19 protein-coding genes are annotated in these 18,746 nt (G+C 70.7%); 16 read left to right on the top strand and 3 right to left on the bottom strand.

Going from position 1 to position 18,746, the window contains the following annotated elements:
• Positions 1 to 56 precede the first annotated feature (56 nt).
• The 8 genes from ABH920_RS23140 to ABH920_RS23175 all read left to right on the top strand — a co-directional run bounded on the left by ABH920_RS23140 (position 57) and on the right by ABH920_RS23175 (position 7,912).
• On the top strand, positions 57 to 1,412 hold the full coding sequence (locus tag ABH920_RS23140) for a hypothetical protein (RefSeq protein WP_370351168.1): 1,356 nt from the start codon (positions 57 to 59) through the stop codon (positions 1,410 to 1,412).
• An 86-nt stretch (positions 1,413 to 1,498) separates the two neighbouring features.
• On the top strand, positions 1,499 to 2,200 hold the full coding sequence (locus tag ABH920_RS23145) for a FadR/GntR family transcriptional regulator (protein ID WP_370351169.1): 702 nt from the start codon (positions 1,499 to 1,501) through the stop codon (positions 2,198 to 2,200).
• A 149-nt stretch (positions 2,201 to 2,349) separates the two neighbouring features.
• On the top strand, positions 2,350 to 3,630 hold the full coding sequence (gene larA, locus ABH920_RS23150) for a nickel-dependent lactate racemase (RefSeq protein ID WP_370351170.1): 1,281 nt from the start codon (positions 2,350 to 2,352) through the stop codon (positions 3,628 to 3,630).
• Positions 3,627 to 4,301, top strand: coding sequence for a nickel pincer cofactor biosynthesis protein LarB (gene larB / locus ABH920_RS23155; protein ID WP_370351171.1), 675 nt, complete (start codon positions 3,627 to 3,629; stop codon positions 4,299 to 4,301). The genes larA and larB overlap by 4 nt, the downstream gene beginning before the upstream one ends.
• The gene (larC, locus tag ABH920_RS23160; RefSeq protein WP_370351172.1) at positions 4,298 to 5,485 is read left to right on the top strand and encodes a nickel pincer cofactor biosynthesis protein LarC; all 1,188 of its coding nucleotides are present in this window, start codon (positions 4,298 to 4,300) and stop codon (positions 5,483 to 5,485) included. The genes larB and larC overlap by 4 nt, the downstream gene beginning before the upstream one ends.
• On the top strand, positions 5,482 to 6,288 hold the full coding sequence (larE, locus tag ABH920_RS23165) for an ATP-dependent sacrificial sulfur transferase LarE (protein WP_370351173.1): 807 nt from the start codon (positions 5,482 to 5,484) through the stop codon (positions 6,286 to 6,288). Before larC ends, larE begins: the two co-directional genes overlap by 4 nt.
• Before the next feature lie 148 nt (positions 6,289 to 6,436).
• Positions 6,437 to 7,027 (top strand): oligoribonuclease, encoded by a 591-nt coding sequence (orn, locus tag ABH920_RS23170; RefSeq protein WP_370351174.1) that lies wholly within the window; start codon positions 6,437 to 6,439, stop codon positions 7,025 to 7,027.
• 165 nt (positions 7,028 to 7,192) lie between these two features.
• Entirely contained in the window at positions 7,193 to 7,912 is a 720-nt protein-coding gene (locus ABH920_RS23175; protein WP_370351175.1) for a hypothetical protein, read from the top strand.
• 10 nt (positions 7,913 to 7,922) lie between these two features.
• Here ABH920_RS23175 and ABH920_RS23180 read toward each other — a convergent pair whose 3' ends face one another.
• A complete protein-coding gene (locus tag ABH920_RS23180; RefSeq protein ID WP_370351176.1) occupies positions 7,923 to 9,578 on the bottom strand; it encodes a ricin-type beta-trefoil lectin domain protein in 1,656 nt (551 codons plus the stop codon).
• A 121-nt stretch (positions 9,579 to 9,699) separates the two neighbouring features.
• Positions 9,700 to 10,185 (bottom strand): MarR family winged helix-turn-helix transcriptional regulator, encoded by a 486-nt coding sequence (locus ABH920_RS23185; protein ID WP_370351177.1) that lies wholly within the window; start codon positions 10,183 to 10,185, stop codon positions 9,700 to 9,702.
• Between the two features lie 277 nt (positions 10,186 to 10,462).
• On the opposite strand from ABH920_RS23185, the gene ABH920_RS23190 reads away from it, so the two are divergent.
• The 8 genes from ABH920_RS23190 (at position 10,463) to ABH920_RS23225 (ending at position 18,089) form a co-directional block, all read left to right on the top strand.
• Positions 10,463 to 11,515 (top strand): substrate-binding domain-containing protein, encoded by a 1,053-nt coding sequence (locus ABH920_RS23190; RefSeq protein ID WP_370351239.1) that lies wholly within the window; start codon positions 10,463 to 10,465, stop codon positions 11,513 to 11,515.
• A gap of 99 nt (positions 11,516 to 11,614) precedes the next feature.
• The gene (locus tag ABH920_RS23195; RefSeq protein WP_370351178.1) at positions 11,615 to 13,321 is read left to right on the top strand and encodes a cytosine permease; all 1,707 of its coding nucleotides are present in this window, start codon (positions 11,615 to 11,617) and stop codon (positions 13,319 to 13,321) included.
• A 22-nt stretch (positions 13,322 to 13,343) separates the two neighbouring features.
• On the top strand, positions 13,344 to 13,646 hold the full coding sequence (locus ABH920_RS23200; protein WP_370351179.1) for an urease subunit gamma: 303 nt from the start codon (positions 13,344 to 13,346) through the stop codon (positions 13,644 to 13,646).
• An 8-nt stretch (positions 13,647 to 13,654) separates the two neighbouring features.
• Positions 13,655 to 14,035 (top strand): urease subunit beta, encoded by a 381-nt coding sequence (locus ABH920_RS23205; RefSeq protein ID WP_370351180.1) that lies wholly within the window; start codon positions 13,655 to 13,657, stop codon positions 14,033 to 14,035.
• On the top strand, positions 14,028 to 15,773 hold the full coding sequence (locus ABH920_RS23210) for an urease subunit alpha (protein WP_370351181.1): 1,746 nt from the start codon (positions 14,028 to 14,030) through the stop codon (positions 15,771 to 15,773). Before ABH920_RS23205 ends, ABH920_RS23210 begins: the two co-directional genes overlap by 8 nt.
• Before the next feature lie 33 nt (positions 15,774 to 15,806).
• Complete coding sequence (locus ABH920_RS23215) at positions 15,807 to 16,556, top strand: urease accessory protein UreF (RefSeq protein ID WP_370351182.1); 750 nt, start codon at positions 15,807 to 15,809, stop codon at positions 16,554 to 16,556.
• Complete coding sequence (gene ureG, locus ABH920_RS23220) at positions 16,546 to 17,313, top strand: urease accessory protein UreG (protein ID WP_370351183.1); 768 nt, start codon at positions 16,546 to 16,548, stop codon at positions 17,311 to 17,313. Before ABH920_RS23215 ends, ureG begins: the two co-directional genes overlap by 11 nt.
• Positions 17,310 to 18,089, top strand: coding sequence for an urease accessory protein UreD (locus ABH920_RS23225; RefSeq protein WP_370351184.1), 780 nt, complete (start codon positions 17,310 to 17,312; stop codon positions 18,087 to 18,089). Before ureG ends, ABH920_RS23225 begins: the two co-directional genes overlap by 4 nt.
• Here ABH920_RS23225 and ABH920_RS23230 read toward each other — a convergent pair.
• Positions 18,010 to 18,633, bottom strand: a complete 624-nt coding sequence (locus ABH920_RS23230; RefSeq protein ID WP_370351185.1) for a TetR/AcrR family transcriptional regulator — start codon at positions 18,631 to 18,633, stop codon at positions 18,010 to 18,012. The genes ABH920_RS23225 and ABH920_RS23230 overlap by 80 nt on opposite strands.
• Positions 18,634 to 18,746 lie beyond the last annotated feature (113 nt).

An 18,746-nucleotide genomic window follows, 5' to 3' on the forward strand; every position in this document is an offset into this window, starting at 1 on the left:
TGGCTTCTTCGTCCGTTCAGCGATTCCTGACCGAACTCGTTCGGAAAGGGGCTCCGATGGAGCGAAGAAACAAGGCTGCGCTGATGACGCTGACCACCGCCGCGCTGGCGCTGGCCGCGACGATGTCGACCGCTGCGGCGAAGTCAGGGCCGCCGAGCCCGACGACGGGCAACGCCTATGCCACGCCGGGGCTGACTCCGGCGGTCTCGAAGCAGATGGCGGACCAGGCGCCGCTGTCGCAGGCCGCGGACCGGATCTACGGGCTGGCCGACAAGGATGCCGGATCGGGCTTTGCAGCGGTCTCTTTGGACACGCCGAATCGGGCGATCACCGTGCGCTGGAAGGGTGCGGTTCCGGCGGCTGTCGCGGCCGAGCTGGGGCGTGACAGGGCTCGGGGGATCGCTGTGACAATCGTTGCGGCGCGGTATTCCGTGAAGGAGTCCCTGACTGAGGCCACGCGGTTGGGCAGTGCGGTGATCGGCGTCAAGGCGTCGAACGGTGACACCATCACGACGATCGGTCCGAACGACGACTACTCCGGCCTGGTCGCCACCCTCGCACCCGGGGCGGCCGCCACCGCGGCTGAGAAGCAGGCTGTCCTTGCCCTGAGCCCCGAGGCGCTGATGGTGAGGGCGCGAGCCGAGTTCCCCGGCCTGAGCTCGACCATGCCGATCACGGTGACGCCTGGAGAAGTGCTGACGCCGCTTTCCTCGCGGCAGGCCGACACCGCTCCGTACTACGCGGGGGGCCAGTTGCAGGGCGGGTCCGGCTCACAGAAGATCGGCTGCACCACAGGGTTCTCCGCCACGCTGGGCACGTCGTCGGGGCTGCTGACGGCGGCCCACTGCACCTGGACGAACTGGTCCACCGGCGCCGGAGTGTCGATCGGACGCACCAGCTCGATCACGTACTCCTACGACGAGCAGTTCATTCCCACGAGCGCCGCGCCCGACGTGTGGGACGGGCCGTCCATCGCCTCGCCCAACGGCGCCGGCCAGTTCTTCAAGCCGTCCTACGCCACCGGCCGCATGGCGATCGGCGAGATTCTGTGCGTGTCCGGCGCATGGGGCGGTGCAGCCTGCGGCAACGACGTGATTGCCGGACCGGACGTCGCAGGCGTGACCCAGCCCGACGGCTCCACCAAGAACGCGACGCTGTGGGAGCTGTTCAACTCGGCCGGCGACGGCGTGGTCGGGAACGGGGACAGCGGCGGTCCGGTCTTCGGCCTGATGAACAACAACAGCGAAGACGTCGACTACGGCCTGATCAGCTCCGGCGCCCTGCAAGCGAACGCGCCCTGCATCGGCATGCAGACCTTCGGCTCCGGAACCAGGCGCTGTGCGTTCAGGTTCTGGGTGAGTAGCGCGGTCGACGGCGCGGCGGCCATGGGGGCGAGCATCTTCACATACTGACCTGCTGGAACGCTCACGGCGGGTGATCGTCCATAGACATCCCATGTCCTTCCCGGACATGGGATGTCGCTGTTACGCTGCCGCCCATGTCCCTGTCCGACAAAGCGATCAGCCGCATCCGGGAGCTCATCGTGTCCGGGGAGCTGCCGCCCGGGTCGCGGCTGCCTCCGGAGCAGCAGCTGGCCTCGGAACTGGGTCTGTCCCGGAACCTGACGCGCGAGGCGGTCAAGGCGCTGGTGGTCGCGCGGGTGTTGGAGATCCGGCGCGGTGATGGGACGTATGTGACCAGCCTGGAGCCGGCGGTCCTGCTCGAAGGGCTCGGCGCCGCCTTCGAGCTGCTGCAGGGCGACACCCAGCTGGAGCTGGCCGAGGTGCGCAGGCTCTTCGAGCCGGTCGCCACCGGCGTGGCTGCCGGGCGGATCACCGCTGCGGAGCTCGGGGAGGTGGCGAGCCATCTGGCGGCGATGCGCGCGGCCAAGGACGACGTGGAACTGCTGAACCAGCACGACGCCGCGTTCCACCGCGCCGTGTTCTCCGCGACCGGCAACCAGACCTTGGCCTCCCTGCTGGAGGGCATCTCCAGCCGTACCGTGCAGGCCCGGGTCTGGCGCGGCATGGTCGACGACGCCGTTGCCGACCGCACCATCGCCGAGCACCAGGCCATCTACGACGCCCTCGTCGCCGGAGACGCGGCGCTGGCCCAGGCCGCGGCGCTCATGCACATCAGCGCGACGGAGAAGTGGTTCCACGACCATCTCTTCGAGCACCGGGACGGGGACGAGGTGTGAGACTCGACGGCCACATCGTCGGGCCGGGCTGATGCGCCGCATCAGCTTCCTGTCACAATCGACACCGTGCGCGCACTACCGGAGCTGATATTCGTGCCAGACCACCTGTCCAGAACCTCTTCAGCCGCGGCTGCGCCCGAGGTTCCGGCATGAGAATCCGGCTCGCGTACGGCGAATCAGGCCTCGACATCGATGTGGATCCGGCGCTCACCACCGTCGTCGAACCCGTCCACCACGAGGCGGCGGCGGATCAGACGGCTGTGCTGCTGGCCGCGTTGCGCGATCCGGTCGCCGGGCCGCCGTTGCGCGAGCGCGTGCATCGCGGCCAGACCGTCGCGATCTCGGCCTGCGACGGCACCCGCCCGCAGCCCCGCCACCTCATGATCCCGGCGATCCTCGCCGAACTGGACGGCGTGGTGCGGCTCGAAGACGTGGTGATCCTGGTCGCCACCGGCACGCACCGCGGCAACAGCGACGCCGAGCTGCGCCGGATGTTCGGCGACGAGGTCGTGGACGGCGTCCGGATCGTCAACCACGACGCCCGCGATCCGGGGCAACTGGCCTGGATGGGGACCTTCGGCGCCGGCGTCCCGGTGTGGCTGAACCGGGAATGGACCGAGGCCGACGTCCGGATCACCACCGGCTTCGTCGAACCGCACTTCTTCGCCGGGTTCTCCGGCGGGCCCAAACTGGTCGCCCCGGGGCTGGCCGCGCTGGAGACCGTCCTGGTCCTGCACGACGCCTCCCGCATCGGCGACCCCCGCGCCACCTGGGGCGTCGTCCACGGTAACCCGGTGCACGACGATGTGCGCGCGATCGCCGAGGCCACCGGCGTCACCTTCGCCTTCGACGTGGTCCTCAATCGCGAGCAGGACATCGTCGCGGCCTTCGGCGGCGACCTGCCGGCCATGCACGCCGCCGCCACCGCGCTCGCGCGCCGGACCGCGATGCGCGCGGTCGAGGCGCCGTTCGACGTCGTGGTCACCACCAACTCCGGCTTCCCGCTGGACCAGAACCTCTATCAGGCCGTGAAAGGCATGTCCGCGGCGTACCAGGTGGTGAAGCCCGGCGGGACGATCGTCTGCGCCGCCGAATGCCGCGACGGCTTCCCCGACCACGGCTCCTACCGCGAGGTCCTGGCCTCGGCGGCGTCGCCGCGCGCGCTGCTCGACGCCATCAGCGCCCGGCCCGAGACCGTGCCCGACCAGTGGCAGGTGCAGATCCAGGCGCGCATCCAGTCCGGGAGCCGCGTCGTGATGCACACATCCCATCTCAGCGACGCCGAGCTCGCGACGGCGCATCTGGAACAGACCGCTGATATATCCGCGACCGTCGCCGAAGCGCTGGCGCGCGCCGGAGCCGGTGCGCGGTTGTGCGTGCTGCCGGAGGGCCCGCAGACCATCCCCTACCTCGCGGGCACGGCGTCGTGAGCGGGATCCTCGACCTCGGGTTCGCCCGGCTCGATCTCGGCCGCGAGGAGCGGCAGGGGCTGCCGGAGGTCGTGTACGGCCCGGGGAAGACCGCGGATCAGATCGCTGCCATCGTCGCCGCGCTGTTGGCGAACAACACCGGTCCGGTGCTGGCCACGAGGGTCGCGCCGGACGTCGCGGAGCTCGTTCTGGACCACGTGCCCGACGGTGCGCATGAGCCCGAGGCGCGGCTGCTGGTCTGGCGGCCGGCGACCGTCGGGGACTTCCGGGTCGCGGTCGTCGCGGCCGGGACCTCCGATCGCCCGGTCGCGATGGAAGCCGCCGCGGTCGCCGGTGCGATCGGGTTGAGCATCGCGGCCGTCCACGACGTCGGCGTCGCGGGGCTCGACCGGATCCTTCAGGTCCGCGACCAGCTGCGATCGCAGGACGCGGTGATCGTCGTCGCCGGGATGGAAGGGGCGCTGGCCAGCGTCGTCGGCGGCCTGGTGCGCTGCCCGGTGATCGCGGTCCCGACGTCCACCGGCTACGGCGCCGCCCTGGAAGGGGTCACCGCGCTGCTGGCGATGCTCAGCTCCTGCGCGGCTGGGCTCACCGTGGTCAACATCGACTCCGGATTCGGCGCCGCGATGGCCGCCCACCGGCTCGCCCGCGTACTGGAGGACCGTCGGTGATCTGCTGGATCAACCCCTTCACCGGCCTGGCCGGCGACATGCTGCTGGCCGCGCTGCTCGACGCCGGCGCCCCGATCGAGCCGGTCCGGGCGGCCGTCGCGGCCACCGGGCTGACCGGCTGGGAGCTGACCGCCGAGCGGGTCAGCGAGCACGGGCTGGCCGCGACCCGCGTCCACGTCCGCGTCACCGACCACGCCGTCGACCACGCCGTCGAACGCCGGGCCGCCGAGCTCATCGCGCTGGCCTCGGCAGCGGTGCCGCAGCCGGTCGCGGCGCGCGCCGTCGCCGCGTTGCAGGCGATCGCAGAGGTCGAAGCCCGGATCCACGACGCCGACCCGGCCTCCGTGCACCTGCACGAGCTCGGCGGACACGACACGATCGTGGACGTGGTCGGGGTCGCGGCGGCGATGCACGCGCTCGGCGTCGACGACGTCGTGTGCGCGCCGCTGCCGCTGGGCACGGGCCGCGTGCGGAGCGCGCACGGCGTGATCCCGGCTCCCGCTCCGGCCACGCTCGCACTGCTCACCGGGGCCGCGGTCATCGGGACCGACATCCCCGGCGAGACCGTGACCCCGACCGGCGCGGCGCTGCTGCGGGCGCTCGACGCGCGCTTCGATCCGGTTCCGGCGATGACGGTGCGCGCGACCGGGTACGGCGCGGGGACGCGGAGCCTCGCCGATCGGCCGAACGTCGTCGCCGTGACCCTCGGCGAGCGGCTGCGCGGCGGCGGCGGGGGCGGCGACGGTGGCGGTGGCGGTGACGTCGTGACCGTTCTGGAGACGAATCTGGATGACGTGACCGGGGAGGTGCTGGGCCACGTCATCGCGCGCTCGCTGGAGGCCGGGGCGCTTGACGCGTGGGCGACTCCGGCGGTGATGAAGAAGGGGCGGCCGGGCCATGTCCTGCATCTGCTGGTCCGGCCGCAGGACCGCGACACGTTGCAGGAGCTGCTGTTCGTCGAGACCGGCACGCTCGGCGTCCGGCGCAGCACGGTCGATCGCATGGTGCTGCCACGGTGGTTCGAGACCGTGCACGTCGACGGCGTGCCGGTGAGTGTGAAGCACGGTCCGCACGGTGCCAAGCCGGAGCATGACGACCTCGTCGTGGCCGCCGGCCGGCTGGGGCTGCCGGTGCGCGCCGTCGCTGAGCGTGCGATGCGACTTTCATCGGGGAGTGTTGCGTGAGCGCCGCGGATACGTTGCTCGACATCGTCGGTGGCTACGGCCGCCTCGCGGTCGCGTACTCCGGCGGGGCGGACTCAGCCCTCGTTCTTGCCGCCGCTGTGCGGGCGCTCGGGCCCGGCGAGGTGCTGGCGGTCACGGCGGTCTCGGAGAGCCTCGCGTCCGGCGAGCTCGATCCGGCGCGGGCGTTCGCCGCATCGCAGGGCGTGGAGCACCTGACGCCCCGGACCCACGAACTGCGCAGCGCCGGCTACCGGGCCAACGGCCAGGACCGCTGCTACTTCTGCAAGTCCGAGGTTCTGGACACGATCGTCGCCCTCGCCACCGAACACGGCTTCGACCAGGTCGCCACCGGCACCAACGCCGACGACGCCGCCGACCGGTTCCGCCCGGGCATCGCCGCCGGCCGCGAACGCGGCATCCGCACACCGCTGCTGGAGGCCGCGCTGACCAAGGCCGAGGTACGCGAGATCAGCCGCTCCTGGTCACTGCCCACCTGGAACAAGCCCGCCACCCCCTGCCTGGCCAGCCGCATCCGCCACGGCATCGAGGTCACCCCGCACCGCCTGGCACGCGTCGACCGCGCCGAGACCGCACTGCGCGCCGTACTGGCGCAGGCCCGCATCCCGGTCACCGACCTACGGGTACGCGACCTCGGCACCTCGGCGCGCGTGGAGGTGCCCGCCGCCGACGTCGAGGCGGTCGCGGCGCTGCCCGGAGTGCGGGAGGCGGTCGAGGCCGCGGGCTTCGGGGCCGGGGGGTTCGAGGTGAGTGCGTTCCGGTCGGGGCGGCTGAACGTGGGCTGACCAAAGCCCTCGCCGACTGCTCGGAATGCTCGCACACGCGCGCGGCGCTCCGAATCAGCAGTCTGACCAACTATCGGGGCGGTCGAAGTCGAAAACCCCAGTCGAAAACCCCCAAAGGATCACCGCGGCGCCGCACTAGGGTTGATCCATGACTGACAGGCTGGTGTGGATCGACTGCGAAATGACCGGGCTCGACCTGGACAAGGACGCTCTGATCGAGGTGGCCGTGCTGGTCACGGACGCGGAGCTGAACGTTCTGGGGGACGGCATCGACGTGGTCGTGGCGCCGCCGGCCGACGCGCTTCCGGGACTGCTGGCCGGCATGGTCCAGGTGGTGCGGGAGATGCATACCGCGTCGGGGTTGCTGGCGGAGCTGGCCGGCGGGATTCCGATGGCCGAGGCGCAGGAGCGGGTCCTTGCTTACGTGCGCGAGCATGTGCCGGAGGCCGGTACGGCGCAGCTGGCGGGCAACTCGGTCGGCTTCGACCGGCGCTTCCTGGCTCGGGACATGCCAGAGCTCGAACAGTATCTGCACTACCGGGTCGTCGACGTCACCTCGGTGGGCGAGCTGGCGCGCCGCTGGTATCCGAAGGTTCGCAGCAACTCGCCGAAGCGGACCGGCAATCACCGCGCGCTGGGCGATATCCGTGACTCCATTGCCGAGCTGCGGTACTACCGTGACGCGATCTTCGTCGCTCCGGCGGAGGCTTCGACTTCGGGATCTGCGTCGGCGGTGTAGTCGAAGCGCTTCGAATTGTTCTCGTCGAATACGTGATTGCTGTTCGATGACTGATTCTTTACCGGCGCGTCCCCTGTGAGTGTCTTGACTCGTTGATGTAACGGGCTGATTATTCGAAGCGCTTCGACTTTCGTCCGCACCACTTCCCGAACCGGAGGCTTCGCCATGGCAAAACTCCTCCCCACGTTCAACCGCCGGAGCGTGCTCGCCCTCACCGCGCTGCCCGCCGCGGTGGCGACCGTCGCGCTGGCGGCCGGCCCCGCGCAGGCGGCCACGTGGTCCTCCTCGGACAAGTTCGCGTCGTGGAACAACAACGGCTACACGCTCTACAACGACGTGTGGGGCGGCGGCGCCGGGCCGCAGACGATCTGGGCGAACTCCGCCAGCAACTGGGGCGTGTGGTCGAACCAGCCCAACACCGGCGGCATCAAGTCCTACCCCAACGTCAGCAAGTGGGTCGGCACGCCGATCAACTCGCTGCACTCGGTCACGTCCGGCTACTCCGTCTCCGTGCCGTCCTCCGGCGCGTTCGAGAGCGCGTACGACATCTGGGACTCGTCGAACGCGGACGAGATCATGGTGTGGCTCAACAAAACCGGCGCCATCGGCCCGATCGGCTCCTACGTCACCAACGTCTCGGTCGGCGGCTACAACTTCAACGTGTACAAGGGCTGGAACGGCTCCAACAACGTCTACTCCTTCCTCAACACCGGCTACTCCACCTCCGGCACGGTCGACATCCTCGCCGTCCTGAAGTGGCTGGAGAACTCCCAGCACTGGATCGGCAACGTCACCCTCGGCAACGTGCAATTCGGCTGGGAGATCACCTCGTCGAGCGGCGGCATGAACTTCCAGGTGAACAACTACTGGGTGTCAGCTTCCTGAGACATCCCACTCAGCTGAGCGTCCACTGCTGATTGCTCTGGCCGTTGCACGTCCACAACTCCACGGGAGTCCCGGCGGCGGTCCCGGCTCCCGTGACGTCCAGGCACAGCCCGGACTGCACTCCGGTGATGGTCCCGTTGCCGTTGACGAGCCACTGCTGGTTCGTCTGCCCGTTGCAGGTCCAGATGATCACCTTGGTGCCCGGGCTGCTGCCCTGGTTGTTCGCGTCCAGGCACATCTGGCCGCTCCCGGAGTAGACCGCAAGCTGGTTGCCGCTGGTGTGCGTGAAGACCTGGTTCGCGCCGCCGGAGCAAGCGTTGACGTCCAGCTGCGTGCCGCCGGCGGTGGAGCTGTTCGGCACGTCCAGGCACTTGCCGGCACCGACGGCGTGCACCTCGCCGGCGCCCGATCCGCCGCCCCCGCCGCCCCCGCCGCTGGTGCCGCCGGCGACGCGGAGCATGACGGTCGCGTGTCCGGGGACCGAGGCGCTGATCGCGCCGGTGGTGGTCGATGTCGCGCCGGTCCACAGGTCGGTCAGGGTGTAGCTGCCGGCGCCGGTCTTGCCGATCGCCGTAGCCGAGGTGGCGATGGTGGCGGTGCCGCTGTTCTCGTTGAACAGCGCGACGGAGACGTCGCCGTTGGCCAGCGGCTTGGCCAGCACGTCCAGGCCGCCGGAGGAGGAGACCTCAGTGCCCTGTTTCCCGAGTGAGTCCTGGTCGACTGCGATCACGCGGGTGTTGGTGAGGATGCCGAGCGTTGTCGAGTTGGCGTTGGCGACGTTGGTCCCGGAGATCAGCGGTGCGGCCATCTCCGACCACAGGCTGAACTCGCTCTGGTCTTCGGTGGCGGACATGCCGTTGCCGACTTCCAGCATGTCCGGGTCGTTCCAGGCGCCGGGGCCGGCGGAGGAGGCCAGGCCCACGTTGTTGTGGAAGTTCGACAGCATGCTGCCGAAGCTGGCGTTGATGTCGCCGGTGGTGCGCCAGGAGTTCCCGACGCTGGGACCCCAGCTCCACGGGTTCTGGAAGCCCCAGTCGCACAGGCTGAACAGGATCGGCCGGCCGGTCGCGGCGAGCGCGTCGCGCATCGTGGTGTAGCGGCTCTGGGCGCTGGGCCCGCCGTTGCTGGTCTGGTTGACGCCGTCGGAGTAGCAGTTGTCGTACTTAAGGTAGTCCACGCCCCAGGACGCGAACGAGTTCGCGTCGGTCTGCTCGTGGCCGAGGCTGCCCGGGAAACCGGCGCAGGTCATGGTGCCGGCGTCCTCGTAAATGCCCAGCTTCAGGCCCAGGGAGTGGACGTAGGCGGCGGTGCCGGAGATCCCGTCGGGGAACTTGGCGGGGTCCGGGACGAGGTGCCCGGAGGAGTCGCGGTTGTGGGTGAGCCAGCAGTCGTCGATGTTGACGTAGCTGTACCCGGCCGCCTGCATGCCGTCGGTGTGCATGGCCAGCGCCGTGGACTTGATCAGGGACTCCGACACGTTGCAGCCGTAGGCGTTCCAGTCGTTGAACCCCATCTGCGGCGTCAGCGCCAGGTTGTTGCCGAGCGCCTGAGCCTGCGGCGCCGAGACGGAGAACACCGTCAGCGGGCCGGCGGTCAAGCTCAGGGCTACGGCCAGGACGCCGCGCCACAGGCGCCGCGCCATGGTCGAGCGGTGGTTCGAGAACATCCGGGACCTCCTCGATTTCGTCGTCATCGCGGAGGTGAAGCTGCCAAGCGCACAGTCGGACCGCAAGGGTGGTGCGGGCGGCTCTCGGTGGGCTCAAAGGATGGAGCAGGTCAGCGCGTTGCTACGGACGGGAGGCGGCGGGAAGAGTATGAAACATTCCAAGATTCCGCGCCGAACCGGCGTCCGCTTCGTCGGCCAGGCGGCCGAGCAGCGCCGCCAACTCGGCACCGGCGTCCGTCGGAAGCGGCACGTCCGCCTGCGCGTCGGCCAGCGCCGCGGCGAGCCGGGCGTGCAGTTCGCGGCCGCGGTCGGCGGCGTGGACCAGGACGCGGCGCCGGTCCGCGGGGTCGGGGTGCCGGTAGACGAGGTTGTCGGTGACGAGCCGGTCGACCAGCTTGGTGGCGGTCGGCGCGGGCAGCAGCGCGTGCTCGGCGAGCTCGGACATGGTGTGGCCGGCTCCGTCGGCGAGCAGGTTGAGCACCCGCCACTGCTCGATCGAGCAGTCCTGGCCTTGCGCCCGCAGGACGGCCGCCTGGCGGCGGACCGCGTGGTGCTCGGCCACGCTCAGCAGGTGCACGAGGTCGCGCCGGGGTCCGGTGCCGGTCATCGGTTCGCCCTTCCTGATCGGTTCGCGGGGTGCTGCGGGCTGGACGGACAGGCCCGGTGCCGGTCAGGATGGCAGCGCCCGACGTTCAGCGTCGAACCGTGGCGCGCGCCGTGGTGCCCCAGCCGCCCCGGCTCGAGCCCCGGCTCCAGTCCCAGTCCCAGTCCCAGTCCCAGCCTGAGCTCCAGTCCCAGCCGAAGCCCCGTCCGCCGCCGCACCCTCACCATGGTCCGTATCCTCGCATCCCCGCATCCGTCACCGAGGTGGTCGCTTGTCCCGCATGTCGCGCGAGGAGCTGACAGTGGCCCTCGTGATCCCGCTGTCCGGACCCGCGGGCGTCTTCGGCCCCTCCTGCGAGCTGTCGGCGCGGCTGGCGGTCAGCGAACTCAACGACACCGGCGGAGTGCTCGGCCGACGGCTGCGACTCCTGCCGGTGGACGGCGGCGGACCGCCGGAGCGGGTCGCGGCCGAGGTCGAGGCGCTGGTCGCGATCGGCGCCGTGGACGCGGTCGTGGGCTGGCACATCTCGGCGGTGCGGAAGGTGCTCGCGCCGCGCATCGCCGGCCGCGTGCCGTACGTCTACACCGCGCAGTACGAGGGCGGCGAGCGGACGCCCGGCGTCTTCGTGACCGGCGAGACCCCGGCGCGTCAGCTTCTTCCGGCGATGCGGCTGCTCGCCGGGTCGCACGGCGTACGCCGCTGGTTCGTGGTCGGCAACGACTACGTGTGGCCGCGTGCGACGGCGCGCGCCGCGCTGAGGTACGCGCGCGCCTGTGGAGGAAGCGTCTGCGGCCAGGAGTTCGTCGCGCTCGGCACCGAGGACTACAGCGGCGTGCTCCGTGCGATCGAGCGCAGCGCGGCGGATGCCGTCCTGATGCTGCTGATCGGCGCGGACGCGGTCCACTTCAACCGGGCCTACGCGTCCTTCGGCCTGCATCACCGTGCTCTGCGACTGAGCACGCACATGGACGAGAACATGCTGATGGCCACCGGCGCCGCGGCCACCGAGAACCTGTGGGCGGCCGCCGGCTACTTCGAAACCCTCGCCACCGCCGAGAGCCTGGACTTCAGCGGACGCTACGCGGCGCGCTTCGGCACGCAGGCGCCGGTGCTCAGCAGCCTGGGGGAGTCCTGCTACGAGGGCGTCCGGCTGCTGGCGGCGCTGGTCGGACGGGCTCACAGCCTGGACGTCCGCACCCTGCTTCGCGCGGGACGGGCCGCGGTGTACGAGGGCCCGCGGGGCACGGTCCGGCTGCACGGCAACCATGTGGAGCAACCCATCTATCTGGCGAGGGCCGACGCCTTCGACTTCGACATCGTCGCGCAACTGTAGACCGGTGCAGGGCCGGAATACCCCGTCGCAGAAATAATTTCTCTGTGAAGTAACACTGCGTAACACGATCTCAACACCCGCGCACCAGGCTCAACCGGCATGACCGACACCCACACCGGCACCGACAGTCCGGCCGCCGCCGCCAGTACCGGGCCGGCCCAACGCGCGTACCACCGCTGGGCCAAGAACGACACGCTGGAGGACTACTCCCTGCGCTACGCGCCCAAGTCCTTCCGCCGCTGGAGCCCCTACGTCGTCGCCACGACGGCGCTCGGCGGCATCGTCTACCTCGCCGACTTCGCCATCGGCGGCTCGATCGCCATCTCCTACGGCTTCACCAGCGCCGCCGTCGCGATCGGCATCGCCGCGTTCGTCATCTTCGTCACCGGCATCCCGATCGCCTACTACTCGGCGAAGTACTCCGTGGACATGGACCTGCTCACCCGCGGCGCCGGCTTCGGCTACCTCGGCTCGACGCTGACGTCCATCATCTACGCCAGCTTCACCTTCATCTTCTTCGCCCTCGAAGGCTCGATCATGGCGCAGGCCTTCCAACTGGGCCTGCACATCCCGCTGGCCGTCAGCTATCTGATCGCCTCGTTGCTGGTCATCCCGCTGGTGATCTACGGCATGACCGCGCTGTCGAAGATGCAGGTGTGGACCCAGCCGATCTGGCTGATCCTGATGGTCGCGCCGTTCATCGCCATCGCGATCAAGGATCCGGGGCAGTTCGGCCGCTTCACGCACTTCGGCGGCGACTCGCCGACCGGCGCCGGGTTCAGCTTCCTCAGCGCCGGCGCGGGCGCCGGGGTCGCGCTCTCGCTCATCGCGCAGATCGGCGAGCAGGTCGACTACCTGCGCTTCATGCCGGACAAGACGGAGAAGAACAAGAAGCAGTGGTGGGGCGCGGTGCTCTCGGCGGGGCCGGGCTGGGTGGTCCTCGGCGCGCTCAAGCAACTGGGCGGCGCGTTCCTGGCGTTCTACGTCACCGAGAAGATCGGCAAGTCCGTCGCCGACGAGCCCATTCAGCAGTATCTGCTGGGTCTGAAGACCTTCGCCGCGCCGGTCGCGCTGGGCGTGGCCACCTTCTTCGTGGTGCTGTCGCAGATCAAGATCAACTCGACGAACGCCTACTCCGGATCGCTGTCCTGGTCCAACTTCTTCTCCCGGGTCCTGCACAAGCATCCCGGCCGGGTGGTGTGGATCTTCCTGAACGTCGGCATCTCGCTGGCCCTGATGGAGTTCGGGGTGTTCGGGTTCCTCAACAACGTCCTCGGCTTCTACTCCAACGTCGCCATCGCCTGGATCGGCGCGGTCACCGCAGACCTGGTCATCAACAAGCCGCTGGGGCTCAGCCCGTCCTACATCGAGTTCAAGCGCGCGCACCTGTACAACTTCAACCCGGTCGGCTTCGGCTCGATGCTGGTCGCCTCGGCGGTCTCGATCATCGCGTACTTCAACGCCTTCGGCGCCTACGCCAAGGCCTTCTCCCCGCTGATCGCCCTCGGCATCGGCCTGGTCCTCCCGCCGATCCTGGCCTACGCGACCAAGGGCAAGTACTACATCGCCCGCGTGGACGACCTGGAGGAGCCGCTGATCGTGGACGGCCAGCTGGCGGCCGTCGAGCTCACCTGCACGGTCTGCGCGGACGCCTTCGAGCGGCCCGACATGGCCTCCTGCCCGTTCCACGAAGGCCCGATCTGCTCGCTGTGCTGCAGCCTGGAGGCGGCCTGCCACGACGTGTGCAAGAAGGCGGTTTCCGGGCCGGTCGACCTGGGCATGCCGGTCACCGCGACCACGGCGTAATCGACGAAAGGCGCGCTCAATCATGCTTCTGTCCCCCCACGAGCAGGAACGCCTGCTCATCCACGTCGCCGCCGGCCTGGCCCGGGAACGGCGGGCCCGCGGGCTGCGGCTGAACTACCCGGAGGCGATCGCCGTGCTCACCTCGTTCCTGCTGGAGCGCGCCCGGGACGGCCACAGCGTCAGTGAGCTGATGGACGCCGGACGTCACGTGCTGACGCGCGAGGACGTGCAGGAGGGGGTGCCGGAGATGATCGACGACGTGCAGATCGAGGCGACCTTCCCGGACGGCACGAAGCTGGTCACCGTGCACCGGCCGATCGGATGAGGGCCGGCGTGGAGGACACACAGCACCCGGATCCCGGACCGATCCCCGGCGAGGTCCGGCTCGCCGCCGGGCCCACCGGGACCACCGGGCCCGCCGAACCCATCGAACTCAACGCCGGCGCGCCGCGCACGACGCTCACCGTGCTCAACACCGGCGACCGGCCGGTCCAGGTCGGCTCGCACTACCACCTGGCCGAGGCCAACCCGGCCCTGGACTTCGACCGCGACGCAGCCTGGGGCCTGCGCCTGGACATCCCGGCGGGCACCGCGGTGCGGTTCGAGCCGGGACTGGCCCGCGAGGTCGCGCTGGTCCCGATCGCCGGGCGGCGGGTCGTCACCGGACTGCGCGGGATCAGCGGCGCGCGCCAGGAGGGCAGGCTCGATGGCTGAGATATCCCGCGAGCGCTACGCGGCGCTGTACGGCCCGACCGTCGGCGACAGCGTCCGGCTCGCCGACACGAACCTGTTCATCGAGGTCGAGCAGGACCTCTGCGCCGCGGCCGGATACGGCGAGGAGGCGGTGTTCGGCGGCGGGAAGGTGATCCGGGAGTCCATGGGCATGGGCCACGTCACCCGCACCGCGCGCGGCGACGTGCCCGGGAGCCCGGACACCGTGATCACCGGCGCCATCGTGCTCGACCACTGGGGCATCGTGAAGGCCGACGTCGGCATCCGGGACGGCCGGATCGTCGCGCTCGGCAAGGCCGGCAACCCCGACACCATGGACGGCGTGCACCCGGCGCTGGTGATCGGCCCGTCCACGGAGGTCGTCGCCGGCAACGGCAAGATCCTCACCGCCGGCGGCATCGACGGGCACGTGCACTTCATCTGCCCGCAGTCCGTCACCGAGGCGCTGGCCTCCGGCGTCACGACGCTGATCGGCGGCGGCACCGGACCGGCCGAGGGCAGCAAGGCCACCACCGTCACCCCCGGCGCCTGGCACCTGGCCCGGATGTTCGAGGCGCTGGACCCCTGGCCGGTCAACTTCGCGCTGCTCGGCAAGGGGAACACGACCAACGAGGACGCGCTGTGGGAGCAGCTGCGCGCCGGGGCGGCCGGGTTCAAGATCCACGAGGACTGGGGTGCCACACCCGCCGCGATCGACGTCTGCCTGCGGGTCGCCGACGCCTCCGGGGCCCAGGTGTCCATCCACACCGACACGCTCAACGAGGCCGGGTTCGTCGAGGGCACCGTCGCCGCGATCGCCGGGCGCACCATCGAGGCCTACCACGTGGAGGGCGCCGGCGGCGGGCACGCGCCGGACATCATCACCGTGGCCGGACTGCCGAACTTCCTGCCGGCCTCGACCAACCCGACCCGGCCGCACACCGTCAACACCATCGACGAGCACCTGGACATGCTGATGGTCTGCCACCACCTGTCCCCGGCGATCCCGGAGGACCTGGCCTTCGCCGAGTCGCGCATCCGGCCGACCACGATCGCCGCCGAGGACATCCTGCACGACCTCGGCGCCATCTCGATGATCGGCTCGGACTCCCAGGCCATGGGCCGGATCGGCGAGACCGTCATCCGCACCTGGCAGACCGCGCACGCGATGAAGGAACGGCGCGGCGCGCTGCCCGGCGACGGCGCGGCCGACAACCACCGGGCCCGCCGCTACGTCGCCAAGTACACGATCGGCCCGGCCGTCGCGCACGGCATGGACGCCGAGCTCGGCTCGGTCGAACCGGGCAAGCTCGCCGACCTCGTGCTCTGGGACCCGCGCTTCTTCGCGGTCCGCCCGCACCTGGTGATCAAGGGCGGCGCGATCGCCTGGGCCGCGATGGGCGACGCCAACGCCTCCATCCCGACGCCGCAGCCGGTGCTGCCCCGGCCGATGTTCGGCGCGTACGGCGCCGCGGCCCCGGCGACCAGCGTGGCGTTCGTCGCCCCGGCGGCGCTGGAGGACGGGCTCGCCGAACGGCTTGGCGAGCGGTTTGCTGTGCGGCGGGAACTGGTCGCGCAGAAGGATGTACGGGGACTGACGAAGGCCGACCTGCCGGAGAACACCGCGCTGCCGCGGATCGAAGTCGAGCCGGACACCTTCACCGTGCGCATCGACGGCGAGGTGGTGGAGCCCGCGCCGGCTCGGACGCTGCCGCTGGCTCAGCGCTACTTCCTGTTCTGAGGCCTGGTATTCGTGAACCTGACCTCGTTGCTCATGCTGACGGACAGTCGCTTGCCTGCGGGGACGCACGCGCACTCGGGCGGGTTGGAGGCCGCGGTGGCCGCCGGGCGGGTCGGCGATGCCGCCGATCTGTATGCGTTTCTGCTCGGCCGGCTCACCACCGCTGGGCTGACCGGGGCGGCGTTCGCAGCCGCAGCGCTCGAAGCGGCGGCGGTCGGAGCGCCGGTGCTCGAAGCGCCGGTGGCCGGAGCTGCGGTGGTCGGAGCTTTGGCGGTCGAAGCGGCGGCGGTCGAGGCGGCGAGCGGGCCGGACCAGGCACTGCTCGCCGAACTCGACGCCGAGTACGAGGCGCGTACACCCTCGCCGGCGCAGCGCCGGGCCTCGCGCAAGCTGGGCCGGCAGTTGCTGCGCGCGGTCCGGGCCGGCTGGCCGGGGCCGGCGCTCGCCGCGGCCTCCGCCGTGCATCCGGAGGGCCCGCATCAGCCGATCGCTTTCGGCGCGGCGGGCGCGGCCGCCGGGCTGAGTGCGTACGACGTCGCCGTCGGCTCCGCGCTCGGCGCCGTCAGCGGTCCGGCGAACGCTGCGACGCGGCTGCTCGGCATCGACCCCGACGCGGTCACCGCGGTTCTCGCCGCGCTCGAACCCGTCATCCAGGACACCGCCGACAGCGCTGTGAAAGCGGCGCTCGGACCGATCAGCGAGTTGCCGTCGTTCAGCGCACCCCGCCTGGACATCTCGGCAGAACACCACAACACATGGGAGGTGCGTCTCTTTGCATCCTAAATATCCTGAGGAAGCCACGGGAACAGGCATGGGATTCGGTCGAAACGACACCGACTCGGACGGACCGTTGCGGGTCGGCATCGGCGGTCCGGTCGGCTCGGGCAAGACCGCGCTGGTCGCAGCGCTGTGCCGGGCGCTGCGGGACGAGTACGAGCTCGCCGTGGTGACCAACGACATCTACACCCGCGAAGACGCCGAGATCCTGCTGCGCCAAGGCGTTCTCGACCCTGAGCGGATCTCCGCCGTCGAGACCGGCTGCTGTCCGCACACCGCGATCCGCGACGACATCTCGGCCAACCTCGAAGCCGTCGAAGCCCTGGAGAACCGGTTCGCGCCGCTGGACCTGGTGCTGGTCGAGAGCGGCGGCGACAACCTCACGGCGACCTTCAGCAAGGGCCTGATCGACCGGCAGATATTCGTGATCGACGTGGCCGGCGGGGACAAGGTGCCGCGCAAGGGCGGTCCCGGCATCATCTCCTCGGATCTGCTGGCGATCAACAAGACGGACCTGGCGGAACTGGTGCACGCAGATCTGGATGTGATGCGGTGTGACGCCAAGCGGCAGCGCACCGACGCGCACGGTACCGAGCGCCCGACGGTGTTCATGTCGCTGTCTGTCGATCCGCTCGCGGGGGAGGTCGCCGCGTGGATCAGAGGGCTGATCGCCGAGCGCCGCGCCACTGCGAAGACCGCCGCCGCGAACGCAGCCGATGCGGCGACTGTCGACGTGAACACCGCCGCCGCGACTCCGGTATGAAGGCGACCGCGCGCCTGGTCGCCGAGGCCCGTCCCGACGGCACGACCCGGCTGACCACCCTGGCCGGCCAGGCTCCGCTGCTGCTGCGCCAGACGATCGCGGACGGCGAGGCCCGCGGCGTCGCGCAGGTCTACCTGGTCGCCGGGGCGGCCGGCCCGGTCGGCGGCGACGAGCTCCACTTCGGCGTGCACCTCGGCCCCGGCGCCCGGGTGCGGGTCCGCAGCGTCGCCGCCACGGTGGCCCTGCCCGGGCTCCGACCGGATGAGTCGACGCTGACCATCAGCGTGCGTGTCGACAGCGGTGCCGATTTGCTCTGGGATCCCCAGCCCTTCATCGCGGCGCGCGGCGCGCGGCACCGCACCACCGTGCGCATCGAGCTGGCCGACGACGCCCGCCTGACCTGGCACGAGCAGACGCTGCTCGGCCGGCACGGCGAGGAGCCCGGCTCGGTGGCCACCCGGCTGTGCGTCCGCCGCGCCGGACGTCCGCTCCTGGACCACACCGTCGCAGTCGGGCCCGACCATCCCGGGTCGCTCGGCCCGGCCGTCACCGGAGCCGACCGGGCCGGATCCACGACCGTGATCGTCGACCCGGCCTGGGAAGGCGTGCCGCCCGCTGACCGGCTCACGCTGGAACCGCGCGATGACGCGCACGGCGCCGTGGCGGTGTTTCCGCTTGCGGGCCCGGCCGTTGTCATCAGTGCCCTGAGTCGCGGCGGGTTGGATCTGGAACGGCTGCGAGAGCCTGGGCGCGCGGCTCGGGGACTCCCAGGATGAGCAGGCTGGTGATCGTTGCGGCGCGGGCGTCGAGGGCCTGGTCGGAGCGGTGGTTGTCGGCGATGGAGAACACGGTGGCGTAGGCGACCTGACTGAGCGTGTCCGCGGGCAGGTGCCGTCCGAACTCCCCGGCGTCCTGGCCCCGTCGCACGAGGTCGGCGAGGATCTTGTCGACCGGTCCCAGGAGCGCGTGGATCTCGTCGCCGTACTCGCCGCGGCGGAGCGCCAGGAGCACTCGGTAGCGGCGTGCCAAGGGCCACACGCGGGCGACGAAATCGGCCCACGCCGTCTCGGCCGCTCGGTCGGAGGCGTTGACCTCGGTCAGCACGCCGACCATCTCGTCCACGGCCCGCTGCGTGAGGCTCCGCACCAGGTCGGTGCGAGTGGGGAAGTGGCCGTAGACGGTGCGGCGGACCACGCCGGCGGCGGAGGCGACGTCGCCCATGCCGGCGTTCGGGTTCTGCCCCAGGACCTCGAGCGCGACGTCGAGGATGAGGTTCCGGGTGTCGTTCACGGAGCGCGCCCGGGCGGGTTCGGTCTGCACGGTTCCATCATTGCACACCGGTGTGCAACGGGGTAGATTGCACACTGGTGTGCAAATGCACACCGGTGTGCAGCGGACCGCTGCGCCGCGAAGCAAGAGTTCAGGAGACCAAG

Source organism: Catenulispora sp. EB89, assembly GCF_041261445.1.
Lineage (GTDB): Bacteria > Actinomycetota > Actinomycetes > Streptomycetales > Catenulisporaceae > Catenulispora.

Bases quoted from the DNA above. Each gene is read 5' to 3' on its own strand.
- ABH920_RS23140 (WP_370351168.1), top strand. From the start codon at position 57: ATGGAGCGAAGAAACAAGGCTGCGCTGATGACGCTGACCACCGCCGCG.
- ABH920_RS23145 (WP_370351169.1), top strand. From the start codon at position 1,499: ATGTCCCTGTCCGACAAAGCGATCAGCCGCATCCGGGAGCTCATCGTG.
- larA (WP_370351170.1), top strand. From the start codon at position 2,350: ATGAGAATCCGGCTCGCGTACGGCGAATCAGGCCTCGACATCGATGTG.
- orn (WP_370351174.1), top strand. From the start codon at position 6,437: ATGACTGACAGGCTGGTGTGGATCGACTGCGAAATGACCGGGCTCGAC.
- ABH920_RS23175 (WP_370351175.1), top strand. From the start codon at position 7,193: ATGGCAAAACTCCTCCCCACGTTCAACCGCCGGAGCGTGCTCGCCCTC.
- ABH920_RS23180 (WP_370351176.1), bottom strand. From the start codon at position 9,578: ATGTTCTCGAACCACCGCTCGACCATGGCGCGGCGCCTGTGGCGCGGC.
- ABH920_RS23185 (WP_370351177.1), bottom strand. From the start codon at position 10,185: ATGACCGGCACCGGACCCCGGCGCGACCTCGTGCACCTGCTGAGCGTG.
- ABH920_RS23190 (WP_370351239.1), top strand. From the start codon at position 10,463: ATGTCGCGCGAGGAGCTGACAGTGGCCCTCGTGATCCCGCTGTCCGGA.
- ABH920_RS23195 (WP_370351178.1), top strand. From the start codon at position 11,615: ATGACCGACACCCACACCGGCACCGACAGTCCGGCCGCCGCCGCCAGT.
- ABH920_RS23200 (WP_370351179.1), top strand. From the start codon at position 13,344: ATGCTTCTGTCCCCCCACGAGCAGGAACGCCTGCTCATCCACGTCGCC.
- ABH920_RS23210 (WP_370351181.1), top strand. From the start codon at position 14,028: ATGGCTGAGATATCCCGCGAGCGCTACGCGGCGCTGTACGGCCCGACC.
- ABH920_RS23215 (WP_370351182.1), top strand. From the start codon at position 15,807: ATGCTGACGGACAGTCGCTTGCCTGCGGGGACGCACGCGCACTCGGGC.
- ABH920_RS23225 (WP_370351184.1), top strand. From the start codon at position 17,310: ATGAAGGCGACCGCGCGCCTGGTCGCCGAGGCCCGTCCCGACGGCACG.